Origin of the sequence: Microcoleus sp. MON1_C1 (genome assembly GCF_036701945.1) — a bacterium.
Lineage (GTDB): Bacteria > Cyanobacteriota > Cyanobacteriia > Cyanobacteriales > Microcoleaceae > Microcoleus.
Window position 1 is genome coordinate 39,349 of the sequence record NZ_JAUBRO010000008.1, and the last position, 12,488, is coordinate 51,836.

The window sequence follows — 12,488 nt, forward strand, 5'->3', positions numbered from 1 at the left end:
TAAAAATCACTAATTATCAATTACCAATTACAGTCGCAAAATGGCAAATGTTCGCTTAGAAAATATTACCCGACGCTACCAAAACGTCACCGCGATCGAAAACATCAGCTTCAAAATCCCGGACGGGGAATTTTGGGTATTAGTCGGGCCATCCGGCTGCGGGAAATCCACAATTATGCGGACAATTGCAGGTTTAGAAACCGCAACTTCCGGCAATCTTTACATCGGAGATAATTTAGTTAACAACATTCCGGCGAGACAGCGGGATGTAGCAATGGTGTTTCAAAATTACGCGCTTTACCCGCACATGACTGTCGCCGAAAACTTGGCCTTTGGATTGCGGATGCGGAATGTTGACCCGACTAAAATTCAAGAACGAGTCGAAACAGTAGCCCGATCGCTCTCGATCGACCACCTCCTCAAGCGTAAGCCCAAACAGCTATCAGGCGGACAGCAGCAGCGGGTAGCACTGGGAAGGGCGATCGCCCGCGAACCGAAAGTATTTCTTTTAGATGAACCGCTTTCCAACCTCGATGCTCAACTGCGAGACGACACTAGAGCAGAACTCAAACAACTGCATCAACGGCTGGGAATTACCACAATTTACGTCACCCACGACCAAGTGGAAGCGATGACTTTAGCTGATAAGATTGTAGTCTTAAGTGGGGGTAAAATTCAACAAATTGGAGACCCGCAAAGCATTTATGCTAAACCAACTAACCGCATGGTTGCCACATTTTTAGGCAATCCCGCCATGAACATTTTGCCTGCAATTTATACTAACGAATCCTTTCAAGTAGGAAATCAAGCTTTAGCCTGTCCGCCCTCGATTCAGAAAAAATTGCAGGCGAGAGAAGGACAAGGATTTGATTTGGGCATCCGTCCAGAAAATATAGAAATGTTTACGCCACCAAACGCAGTAGAAGATGATTTGAAAGCCGATGTTTGGGCATTAGAAAAAGTCCCTCTTGATGTAGAGGTAAAAGTAGTGGAACCTCTGGGGCGAGAAACTTTAATCCGGGCGAGTTTGCCTTCGTTGAACGCTGAAACTACTTTACAGGTGCAAGTACCTGCGAGTGTTCGCTTGCGATCGGGCGATCGGCTGACGGTACAGCTTGACTTCGATCGACTATTTATATTTGACCCTTCCACCGGTGAAGCGCTGTATCCTTAACGGGCTTGAACAGGGCTTACGCACGGTTGGCCAGCAACCAGGTTTTTTTAGTCGCAGTGGGTAAGTCCTGTGCAATCTCCAATCTCAAATCTCAAATAGACTGAGCCTTCCACTGGGAAAGTCTCGATTTGTAGTTACAAAACTTTACACTTGACATTTATTAATTTACGAAGTAATGATACACTTAGTATTGGCACAACGGAAAAACCTCCCCCCAAAAGCTCCTCTTTCCTGACTCAGGGCGATCGGAACCCACAACGCAAGGATATTCCCGCTAAGAAGCGGCTTTACGCCCTCACTTGGGAGCAACTAGCGAACCAAAAACTCAGAAAAACGTTCTAGCGGCATTTTTAGATGAACCCCGACAACCTGCCTCAAATGCTGCAAACAGGATTTCACCTAACTTTAGGTGCAACTTCCTTTTTAATTGAGACATTGCAAGATCCCGTGAAGCGAGAAGAAAATCTTGACAAACTGAAGTCAGATTTGGGCCAGCTAGCCGATGAGCTGCTGGAAAAAGGAGAAATGACCGATCGAGAAGCCCGGAATTTTGTAGATACTATTTTCTCTCAACCGGACGATCGGGAGAATGCAGAGAGCGAATCTGTCTCGCCCAAGCAATCGGATGCAACCACTGATGCTCCTCCCGAGTCGGTTGTACAGCCTAACGTAAAGCTAGAGATTCAAGAATTAACTGCACAGATGGCAGCGCTGAGGACCGAGTTGGAAAATTTGCGTGTCAAAAATTCCCAGCATTAAAGAATCAAGAGTCTTTAATACAGCCGGAGTTTATTTGCAAAGTGATTTACCAACTTATTTAAAAGAACCAAACTTTAGTCATTGTCCCAGTTTTCAGAACCGATCAGGTCGGCGATGCGATCGCGCAGCAAGAAGTCGCATTTTTCTAGCTCGCACTCCACGCAAGCCCATTCCCGGGGCGGGATGAATTGGCAGAGCGTGTAGATAGGCTGTTGGCGGCTCAGCACGCCCTCGTGCACGAGGTGACGGGCTTCATCCTGGATGACATCTAAAGAGTATTTGATTTTGATAGTGGACTGAATCATAATGCGCCCTCAAGGTTTTAGTAAAAAAAAAATTATGACCTTTGTAATAATATAATCCAAAATTCCAGATATGTAAGTTAAATTTTGTCAGTATAGAGGTATACAATTCACTACGGTTAAGTGAAAAAAATTCTAGCAATGAGGAATAAGTGATCGAATCAGTCTTGGGAGGTAGAGACGTGGCACATTTTTCCGGCTAAGAGGTGGATCTGTTGGAAAGCTCATACCCTTCTATATTTCAGACCTCAGTCGAGCGATTTTAGATTTTAGAATTGGGAATGAATGACTGGATATGGGTTTGTAGCTTGCCTACAGTTGCATTCTTTTTTGAAATTGGTATCACTTCGGGACTTACGCACTAAAGCCCGATTCCCGGTTTCTGGATGCTTCTCCCCCCAAAGGCAGAATTTCACGCGAGAAACCGGGTTGATGAATTAAAATCTTGAGGTAGCAAGCTGCAAAGGAAAGATTCAGGAGTCCGGCAACTCAAGCATTACCAGTTTCGTTAATGCCGAACAGCAATTCTAGAGCGAGAGATTGCGCGGCCGGCATCTGCCCAAAACAGAATACATAAGGAATACTCGGAGGCAAGTGTGGCAAAAATTGCTCTAAAACGTAGGGGCTTCCGTAAATTAATACAGCTTGCAGTTCACCCGTCTTTAATAATTTCTTAAACCAATCTTGAGCTGCTTCGGTCAAACCAGCACTGCCTCGGAAGCAATTGCCGCGAATGAAAATTTGCAGCAGCGTCGGAGAAAAATGCTCTGCACCTGTATTTTCAGCGATCGCGCCTGTGCGATCGTCAATTAGTTGCAATTCGTAACCAAACTGTTCGGGAATGGCGATCGCCGGAGTGTGGTTGCCCAAAAACTCGCACCCCAAAACATCATCTACAACAATCAAATTCCGCAAAAGCTGGTTTTCTAAGGGCTTTTTCGCCACTAAAGGCAGAGAACCTCCAAATTTCAAAGAATCTCGCAAAATATCCGCAGCAGTTGCCCTTGCCTCTGGGTTTGCCAGCAAACTTAAGTCGATCGACTCGATCGATGTTGAATTTACTGCTTTTTCCTTTTCCTTTACTAACAAACCGACTTTAGCTTTAGCCGACCAAATTCGCTTGACAGATTCCTTTATTTGTGATCTAGAAAGCCGCCCTTGAGAGACAGCTTCGCAGACAGCCAGAATCGCCCCTTCCGGGTCAAGCGGCATCAGCAAAACATCAGCACCAGCCTCAGCCGCCAAAACAGCAGCTTCATTAGTGCCGTACTTATTGGCGATCGCACCCATCACCAAAGCATCCGTCACGATCAAACCTTCAAATCCCAACTCTTCTCGCAGCTTCCCGATCAAAATCTTGCGAGAAAGAGTAGCAGGAAAGTCGGCATCCCAACCCGGAATCAGCAAGTGAGCACTCATCACAGCATCGGCCCCAGCGGCGATCGCCTCGACAAAAGGAGGTAACTCAACCTCAGTCAATCTCGCTGGCGAATGCGGCAAAACCGGCAATTCCAAGTGAGAATCAACCGCCGTGTCTCCGTGGCCGGGAAAATGCTTAGCTGTAGTCAAAACCGGGTGTTGACCTGCGCCGCGAATAAAAGCAGCGGCTAATTTCCCGACAATTTCCGGTGTCTCGCCAAAAGCGCGGACGTTAATCACAGGATTGTCGGGATTGTTGTTAACATCAACCACTGGTGCGAAAATCCAATTTAGACCGATCGCCCTAGCTTCGATCGCAGTCACCGCGCCCATTTGTTCAGCATATCGATCGGCTTTACCTGAATCGTGCCGCGCCACTTCAGCAATCGCCATCGGCGGCCCGAACCAAGTCGCCCCGGCGAACCGCTGGCCGACACCTTCTTCAATATCAGCCGCCAGCAGCAGCGGAAACTTGGCCCAAGACTGCAATTGGTGCGATCGAACTGCCAACTCCGCAGCACTTCCCCCGACCAAAATCACACCGCCGACGCCCAACTTTTCGAGATAATAGCGGAGTTTGCTGGCTGTTGGTTCCCATTCGGGATAGCGAATTTGGTGGTCGAACAAGCAGCCAGAAGCGCGCACCACGAACATCTGGGCCACCAGTTCTGGTAAGGAAAGATTGTCAATCATGGGTAATGGGAAATTGTGGACTGTTGAGTGTGGACTGTTGACTACCTTCAGACACTAATCCTCGTCTGCTTCTAAATCATCATCATCATCATCATCATTTTCATTGCCATCGGCCAATTCTTCGTCATCAAACATACCTGGTTTGCGATCGGCAGAAAGCTGATTCAGCAGTATCAACATTTTATCGCCCCGTTCCAAAGAATGGTCTTCGAGAAAAATCACTTCCGGCGTCCGGCGCAGTTGCACCCGTTGACCCAACTGGTTGCGGACGTAGCTAGTAGCAGATTTCAAGCCCTCCATAGTCTCGGCCTTTGCCTCATCAGTACCGTAGATGCTGACAAAAATTTTTGTATGCTGAAGGTCTCCCGAAACAATTACGTCGGTAACGCTAACCATACCAGCACCTACACGGTCGTCCTTGATTCCATTCAGCAACATCAGGCTGACTTCCCGTTTAATCAGTGAAGCTACACGCTCAATGCGACGATTTGTAGCCATAGAAACTATCCCCTACTTTTAGATCAGCCATTTTCATCCCGATTGACAATTGTAGCGCGATCGGTATCGGGTGTTATGTGCGATCGGGGAGGAAATTAGGGTTTGAGATTGCAGCGCGCAGCCAATAATGACATAAACTTGCCCAATTTGCTACTTTTGCGATCGCTCAATATAAAATCATCCGGCAAATACGATCTCCTATCATCATGCCCGATTCTATCCAACAAGAAGCCCGCCAAATTCTTGACACCCTTGCCTTCACCCCATTCGAGCAATGCCAACCCCTCAGCCACAACTTTAATACCATCCCCTCTCGCCCTGGACTTTATGCTGTCAGACATCGTGTGGATGGCCTGCTTTACATCGGTAAAACCAAAAGCTTGCGCGGTAGATTTAGTGGCGGACACAAAGCATTTCTCTGGGCATGGCTCGACAAATACAACTGGGAAGATGTTCGGATCGCCATTCACCCGCTCTCGGCGTGGAGCAACCCTGCGTTATTATTAGAGCTAGAAGCAATTATTCTGAGAGCAACTGAGCCGCCCTACAACGTTCAAATCCCACCGGAAAACTAGACTCATGCAATCAAAAACTCTGGAACAACTATCTGCTGCTGATGCCGAAGCCATCCTAAAATACCTTCCAGAACGAATTCGTTCCGCCCTCATCGCCCGTGCTGCGGAAATTGAATATCCGATCGAAATTGTTGTGGAAATGGCAATTGCTAATTTCCTCGATAGCGAAGCACTTGGTTTTGCCGATTGCAAACCGGGGCGAGGCAACTAAAGAATCGGAACTTGAAATCAGAGAATCATGACTCAAACTATCGCCACGCAACACCTTTCTCCCGAAGCAATTCATCAGTTTGTCGATTATTGACCAGACTAGGAAAAGCTGCCCTATTGTCCCAGTCCAATGAACTTAAATGTTCTCTCTCCTACGCGATAGAAATGGCAATATCCAGGTTTTTAGATGAAGAATCCTTTAGCTTGGAGAATTGTATGCTGGTCAAACACTTGAAAGATAAGTAAGCCTACCTAAAAAAAAACACCTACCCACATCCGCGACTTATTGAAGAAGTCTGGGCTCTAAAAGAAGAACGTTTTACTAGATTAAACCGATCGCCAAAAGGAATAAAACTCATGGAAAAAGAATTTACAATCGGTCAAAAAGTCCGAGTTGTGGCGATGCCGCCTTACGTCAAAACTGCCGAACCGATGCCGATGCTGCGGCCTGCGAATTTAATTGCGATCGGCGCTGAAGGCGTTGTGATCGATCGGCGCCCCGGCAATTATTGGGGAATTCGCTTTGAAAAAGGTGCTTTTTTGTTAGACAGTCAGTACATTGAATCGGCGGAAAGTAATGTAGAAGGTAATGGGTAGTGGGGAATGGGGAATTGATCTGATATCAAATTCGTTGGTATCAGAATTATTCACCTCTCTCTTCGGGAGACTCAGCGCCCTCTGCGGTTAAATCATTCCGAAACAACAGTAAACGATGTGAGAACTTAAAATCTCCCTTTTCCTTCTTACCTCCACATCCCTGCCTTAAATCCGTTAAATCCCATTGCTTGCTCGTTGCCCAACTTCCTTCTTCAACAAGCCAGCTTAGCCTTAAAAGCCAAAGAATTAACAGGAAACTCCCCCAAAACTTCTTCTAAAATAGGAGATGTGAAGTTACAAGGCTGAGGTTTTCCCAAATGATAGCCTTGAGCGTAATCTACCCCTAGTTCATTGATTTTATCCATAATTGTTTGATTTTCCACATACTCGGCAATAGTTTTAATGCCCATGACGTGGGCGATTTTGGTAATAGCTTCCACCATGGCGATATCAATAGGATTATCGACAATATGCTTAATAAAATTGCCGTCTATTTTGAGATAATCAACCGGCAAGCTTTTCAGGTAAGCAAAGGAAGACATCCCGCTGCCGAAGTCGTCCAAGGCAAACTGGCAGCCTAGTTCCTTGAGTTGCCAAATCAAGCTGGCTGCCTTACTGAGATTACCGATCGCCACGGTTTCTGTAATTTCAAAACAAATTATTTGCGGCGGTATTTGATGGATGGAAAACTGTTCCTGAATAAACTCGATAAACTTTTCTTCGTTGAGGCTGTCCCCAGAAAGGTTGATTGAATAAAGGCTGGGATATTTGCCAAATGACGATTGCCTATCAGAAAGAGAGCAAGCAGGGAAGGTAACTATTTTATCGCTGCCTACCCCGGGGTTTTGGACTAATAAATTGGCCGTGAAAATTTTAGATAAATTGCTAAATAAAGTGCGAATTACCCAGCGGTCGATCGCGTGCATCAAATTGTAGCGTTCGGCCGCCGGAATAAACGCCATCGGCGACACCAACTCACCAGTTTCAAGCTGGAGGCGCAGGAGGATTTCGCAGTGGGTTCCGGTGTTTGGAGAGTTGAGCAAAGGTACGATCGGCTGAGAATACAAGCAAAAGCGATTCTCTTCTAAAGCTTGATGAATTTGCACTACCCACTCGGTTTCGCCGTGCTGTTTGATTAATTCTCGATCGCCGGCTTGATAAACCTGCACCCGGTTGCGACCTTTATTTTTAGCAGCGTAGCACGCCATATCGACCGCGCTCAAAATCGCAGATGTGGAGGCTGTTTTGGGATTGATTGCTACCAAACCGATACTGACGCCGATCGAAAAAGTTTTGTCCTGCCACCCAAACCGGAATCCCTGAATGCTTCGCAGCAGGGTTTCAGCAACATTCAATCCTCGTTCGACGGGACAACTATACAGGAGTACAGCAAATTCATCGCCGCCCAGACGCGCCAAAATATCGGTTTTGCGGATATTGCTTTTAAATAGCTGGCTGACTTGGCGCAGCAGTTCGTCCCCTGCAGCATGACCGCAGGTGTCGTTAACTATTTTGAAGCGATCGAGATCCAGGTAAAGCATCACGTGTTCTTGCCCGTAACCTTGAGCGCCGTGTAGGGCGTGCTCTAGCTGGTACTCAAATTCCCGGCGGTTGACTAATTGCGTCAGGGGGTCATGAGTTGCCTGCCAGGTGAGTTGCCGCGCTTGAGTTCGCACTTGCGTGACATCTCGGAACACAACGACGGCCCCGACAATTTCGCCGCTGCTAGCGTGGATGGGGGCGAGGCAGTGGTCGATCGCAAATTCGGTGTTGTTGCGGTCAATCAGCAAGCTGTTGTGTCCTTGGTCAACAATCCGACCTTCGCACAAAGCGATTTCGGCGATATTTTCGGTGGGGCGCCTGGTAGTTTCGTCAACTATTCTCAGCACGCTGGCGAGGGGCAAACCTTTAGCTTCCAATGTAGACCAACCCGTAAGTGTTTCGGCAACTGGATTCAGGGTGGAAATGCAGCCGTCGGCGTCAGTAGTGATGACGCCATCGCCGATCGATTGTAGAGTAACCTGAGCGAGTTCTTTTTCTTCAAAAAATGCTTGTTCCATGCGCTTGCGATCGGTAATATCTCGCTGCACCGACACCCAGTGGGTAACGTTTCCGGAGGTGTCGGCAATGGGTACGCTGTTGAGTTCCACCCAATATGTTGAACCGTCTTTGCGGTAGTTAATCAATTCCAGGCGTAGGGGTTCTCGGCGAGAGAAAGTACGGCGAATTTTAGCGACTTGGGTTGGATCGCTTTCTGGGCCGCGCAAGCAACTGGGGGTTTTCCCGATGATTTCTTCGGGTAGGTAGCCCGTCATTTGGGTAAAAGCTTCGTTGGCATAGATGATGGTGGGGTCGGAGATATCGCTGTCTCCGGCATCCATAATCACGATTGCGTCGTTAGCGTTCACTACAGCAGATTCTAAAAGGTGAAGCCTGGCCTCGGCCCGCACGCGGGTAGCAATTTCGCTTTCTAGTCTGGCGTTAGTCAAGCTGAGCGATGCGATCGCTTTTTGCAATTCCTTAGTCCTTTCTGCCACTGCATCGTGCAGAACATCGATCGCCCCGGACATTTCCATCGGGTCAAGTACGCGGAGTATGTTGGTTTGAGTAACTATTCCCAGGAGTTCTCCCTGTTCCCCCGTTACTACTAACCTGCGGACTAAACGCTGGTGCATTTCCTGATGAGCTACCCACAGCGAGTCTTCTTGCTTGAGGCTAAATAAGGGGGTGCTCATCACAGTTTGGGCGATCGTTTTCGACAAATCTATATCTAAAGCTTGAAATTCGACAATATCCCGTTCTGTGACTATACCTACTGGAATGGGGAACGGTAAATTTCTCGATAATTCTGTTGATTCAGTAATTACTACGCAGCTAACGCGGTGCTGCGCCATCAACTCGGCTAAACTCCTAACTGACGCAAAGCGAGGTGCTTGAATGACTTGTGCGGTCATTACTTCTTTCACGCGGCGCATTTTTAAGATATTTGCCGGTTTCAGCATGGCTTGGCGAATGCTTTCCGGGGTAATTACTCCTAAGAGTTGACCTTCACTATCCAATATTGGTAAATGCTTAGTTCTTCGTTGCCCCAGCAGAATTAGGGCGCTGAAAATGTCTTGAGTCTCGGATTTTGTGAGAGTTGCAGCAGGCTGCCTCATTACTTCTGCAATGGTGATACCTTTTAAGTTTTTGCCCGAGGCAATCAAATCGACAAGATCCCTTTCTGTGAAGATTCCTTGCAATTGAGAATGTGGAGCAGAGTGCGAGGATAATTTTTCTAGGGATTCTTCCACGACAAAGACGCAGATACCTGTCGCGTCTCTAAATGCGCTTGAGGTGGGGGGATTTGCTATTTCTGTTAGTGGCTGATAGATATCGGTTGGTGGAATGTCTGGGTTTAGAGAGCAAGTTCCGCGCCGTTGACCCATCAGGGTAATTACTTCTGCTAGTGGGGTATCGGGTGCAACTGTCAAGGGATAGCGGTCAATTACTTGAGCTAAGGTTGGGAGATACTTGGATGAATCGTTTTTGAGCATATTTAATTGAGTTTTGCGATCGCGTGGACTCTGCGACATTCCAAAAAAGTGCTGCTTTCCAAGCACTAGGTGGATTTTTACGGCGCTGCTGAGACCTAATTAAAATTTATTGTTAAAAATGCAGCCGAGATTGGACTGGGGATCAAGCCAGTGACTGCTTTTCCTCTACCTATAAAGGTATAAGCTTATCTTTATTTTAAATTAATTTTTCAGTCTCGTGACACTTTTATTAAAAACAAAGTATTTTATGTAAACTTTTTGCGATAGGATCATCCCTAAAATCATCCCTCGTATTGCGAATCATCTCCATCTTCAGAAAGACGCATCTGTTGCCTATCCTAGGTAACCTAGAAAAGGTTACTACAAAAAGGCACTGTATTAAGTTCGGCAGTGTTAAGTTTTGCGAAATTATGTTTTGCGAGCTTGTCGAGACCATCTATGCGTTGTTGAGGGGAATCGATATCACAGCCCATCTGTGAATTAGATCGCAGCTTCCGAAAACAACCGTGGTAAGATTGTAGATATCAAGACAAGAAGTTAAATACAGAGTCAGGTGAGGAAAAGGGATTATGAAACGCAATCTATTAGCCGCTACTTTTTTAATTACTCCCCTACTGTTGGCCGGTCCGGCTCGCGCTGAAAATCCCGCTCACGTCCAACAGTTATTGTCAACCGGGCAATGTTTTAAGTGCGACTTGTCAGGAGCAGATTTAACGGGAGCTCATTTAATTGGTGCTGATTTGAGAGAAGCAAATTTACGAGGAGCAAACCTATCTAGTGCCAACCTCGAAGGTGCTGACTTGACGGGTGCTAACTTGACGAGTGCTAACTTAACCCAAGTTTTCCTGACTAATGCCAGTTTAAATGACGCAGACCTCGATCGGGCAGATCTGACCGCAGCCATCATTAACACCGCTGACGTATCCGGCGCATCGATGGAAGATATGACGATCACAGATGCGAAAATCTACAATACCCAAATCGGCATCGGCGGCAGCTACGACCAGTAAACTCATTAAAAGAATGGAAAACACCAATTTTGAGGTTATAAACCCGGTTTCTCTCCAGAAACCGGGTTTTTAGTCTTTTTGTAGGCTGCCCCGGAGCCTCACATTTTATGTCGTATTTCAAGCGAACAATTTGACGCACCCTACTACGACCGCTAAAAACCCAAATCAACCGCAATTCGGTGCGCGCAAGCAAACCCAGAAAATGCCACGGCATTTAAACCCTGTCCGGGAAACGTACTGTCGCCCACACAATACAAACCAGGCATAGAAGTTCGATTAAACGGCATTCCCAGCAAACCCATTAGCTTCTGTCGCGGAATCGGCCCGTAAGTTCCGTCTTCGCGCCCCAAAAAGCGGCGGTGAGAGCGCGCTGTTCCAACTTCCATATAATCCAAACCGGCATCTAAACCGGGAAAAATCTTTTCTAATCTTTCAATAATTCTCCCTCCCGCCTCTTCCTTTTTCTCCTCGTATTCCTGCTGTGAAAGTCCTTCCCACTCTTCCATCCAACTCGAAGTAAAAGCGTGAACGATGTGATATCCTGCGGGAGCTAAATCCGGGTCGAGCACGGTCGGGATTGACACCAAAACAGTTCCCTCCGGCGCTTCCATTTTGTCCCAATCTTCTAACAAAATGTGGTGGCAGGCACTACCCGCAGGGATTACGCTTGCTTCCACTCCCAAATGCAAACTCAAGAAACTGGGGGCTTTTTGATAGCGCTGCTGCCATTTCTTCTCGCTAGCGGGCATCTCTTCTGCAGGCAGCAACTTCTCGAAAGTATCCCATCGCGTGGCGTTAGAAACTATCCGCTTTGCCCGGTAAACTTCGCCGGTTGCTAGCTCGACTCCGACAGCGCGACCCTTTTCTGTAATAATTTTTTTCGCCTTAGCTTTGTATTGAATTTTCCCGCCGCATTTTTCTAATCCTTCGACTAATTTTTGGGCAATTTGACCGACTCCGCCTTTGGGATAATTTATGCCGCCGTAATGTCTGTCGGAAAATACCATGCCGGCGTTAATCATCGGCGTCAAGTCTGCAGGTACTACAGACCAGTAGTAGCATTCCATGTCGATAAATTTCAGCAAAGTAGGGTCTTTTATGTAGCGCCGCGCAATGTCGCCAGTATTTTGAGGCAGATATTTTACTAATCCCAAACAGGCTAAAGGATTCTGAAAAAAGACTCGGACGAGATATCCGGGTTCTTCTAGGGATAGCAATTCCATCCCGTTGAGGCAGTTAAAGACGTTCCAGCATTCGCCGTAAAATTTGTGGATTCCTTCGCGTTCGTGAGGGAACCTGTCTGTTAATTCTTGCAAGTATTTGTCATAAGGCTGGGGAACTTCAAGTTCCAAGCCGTCGGGTAAGTGATAGTGAAGCTGTACGGGGTCGGGAATAGTTTCTAGGGTGACGTTGACTGCTTTCAGGGCGCGGGTGAGGAGGTTGGTGGTGCCCCGCTGTCCGAAACCAAAAATCATGGAGGCGCCGACATCGAATCTGTAGCCTTCTCGATCGAAATATCCAGCGCTACCCCCCGGAATTGTATAGCTTTCTAGCACCAAAACTTTGGCTTTCTTCGCCGCTAGCTGGGTGGCCGTCACGAGTCCACCAATGCCGGAACCGATGACAATCACATCAAACTCTTGCTGTGTAGGGCGGGAGTTGGGAGAAAATAACTGGGATTGGGTAGGAGCTGACATTAGGTTAAAAATCTTAAT

General features: G+C 47.1%; 11 protein-coding genes. 6 read left to right on the forward strand and 5 right to left on the reverse strand.

Annotated elements, in window-relative coordinates:
• Nucleotides 1-40: 40 nt before the first annotated feature.
• Both QUA62_RS06450 and QUA62_RS06455 read left to right on the forward strand, forming a co-directional pair.
• On the forward strand, nucleotides 41-1,174 hold the full coding sequence (locus QUA62_RS06450; protein ID WP_333403103.1) for an ABC transporter ATP-binding protein: 1,134 nt from the start codon (nucleotides 41-43) through the stop codon (nucleotides 1,172-1,174).
• Nucleotides 1,175-1,528: 354 nt separating this feature from the next.
• Nucleotides 1,529-1,933 carry a hypothetical protein gene (locus tag QUA62_RS06455; RefSeq protein WP_333403105.1) on the forward strand — a complete coding sequence of 135 codons (405 nt, stop codon included), beginning with the start codon at nucleotides 1,529-1,531 and terminating at the stop codon, nucleotides 1,931-1,933.
• A gap of 74 nt (nucleotides 1,934-2,007) precedes the next feature.
• On the opposite strand, the gene QUA62_RS06460 is transcribed toward QUA62_RS06455, so the two are convergent.
• The 3 genes from QUA62_RS06460 to rbfA form a co-directional block, all read right to left on the reverse strand.
• Nucleotides 2,008-2,238, reverse strand: a complete 231-nt coding sequence (locus tag QUA62_RS06460) for a DUF4327 family protein (RefSeq protein WP_006635016.1) — start codon at nucleotides 2,236-2,238, stop codon at nucleotides 2,008-2,010.
• 486 nt (nucleotides 2,239-2,724) lie between these two features.
• Entirely contained in the window at nucleotides 2,725-4,347 is a 1,623-nt protein-coding gene (locus QUA62_RS06465) for a glycoside hydrolase family 3 N-terminal domain-containing protein (protein ID WP_333403107.1), read from the reverse strand.
• A 54-nt stretch (nucleotides 4,348-4,401) separates the two neighbouring features.
• The gene (gene rbfA / locus QUA62_RS06470; protein ID WP_333403109.1) at nucleotides 4,402-4,845 is read right to left on the reverse strand and encodes a 30S ribosome-binding factor RbfA; all 444 of its coding nucleotides are present in this window, start codon (nucleotides 4,843-4,845) and stop codon (nucleotides 4,402-4,404) included.
• A 206-nt stretch (nucleotides 4,846-5,051) separates the two neighbouring features.
• Between rbfA and QUA62_RS06475 the strand changes: the two genes are divergently transcribed.
• The 3 genes from QUA62_RS06475 (at nucleotide 5,052) to sipA (ending at nucleotide 6,227) form a co-directional block, all read left to right on the forward strand.
• Entirely contained in the window at nucleotides 5,052-5,420 is a 369-nt protein-coding gene (locus QUA62_RS06475) for a GIY-YIG nuclease family protein (protein ID WP_190658018.1), read from the forward strand.
• 4 nt (nucleotides 5,421-5,424) lie between these two features.
• Complete coding sequence (locus QUA62_RS06480) at nucleotides 5,425-5,631, forward strand: hypothetical protein (RefSeq protein ID WP_333403111.1); 207 nt, start codon at nucleotides 5,425-5,427, stop codon at nucleotides 5,629-5,631.
• A 356-nt stretch (nucleotides 5,632-5,987) separates the two neighbouring features.
• Nucleotides 5,988-6,227, forward strand: coding sequence for a regulatory protein SipA (gene sipA, locus QUA62_RS06485; protein WP_333403113.1), 240 nt, complete (start codon nucleotides 5,988-5,990; stop codon nucleotides 6,225-6,227).
• Between the two features lie 212 nt (nucleotides 6,228-6,439).
• Here the strand turns inward: sipA and QUA62_RS06490 are convergent, their stop codons facing one another.
• Nucleotides 6,440-9,802 (reverse strand): EAL domain-containing protein, encoded by a 3,363-nt coding sequence (locus QUA62_RS06490; protein ID WP_333403115.1) that lies wholly within the window; start codon nucleotides 9,800-9,802, stop codon nucleotides 6,440-6,442.
• A gap of 530 nt (nucleotides 9,803-10,332) precedes the next feature.
• Between QUA62_RS06490 and QUA62_RS06495 the strand changes: the two genes are divergently transcribed.
• Nucleotides 10,333-10,773 (forward strand): pentapeptide repeat-containing protein, encoded by a 441-nt coding sequence (locus QUA62_RS06495; protein WP_333403116.1) that lies wholly within the window; start codon nucleotides 10,333-10,335, stop codon nucleotides 10,771-10,773.
• 152 nt (nucleotides 10,774-10,925) lie between these two features.
• Here the strand turns inward: QUA62_RS06495 and crtH are convergent, their stop codons facing one another.
• Complete coding sequence (gene crtH / locus QUA62_RS06500; RefSeq protein WP_333403118.1) at nucleotides 10,926-12,470, reverse strand: carotenoid isomerase; 1,545 nt, start codon at nucleotides 12,468-12,470, stop codon at nucleotides 10,926-10,928.
• Between the last annotated feature and the right edge of the window lie 18 nt (nucleotides 12,471-12,488).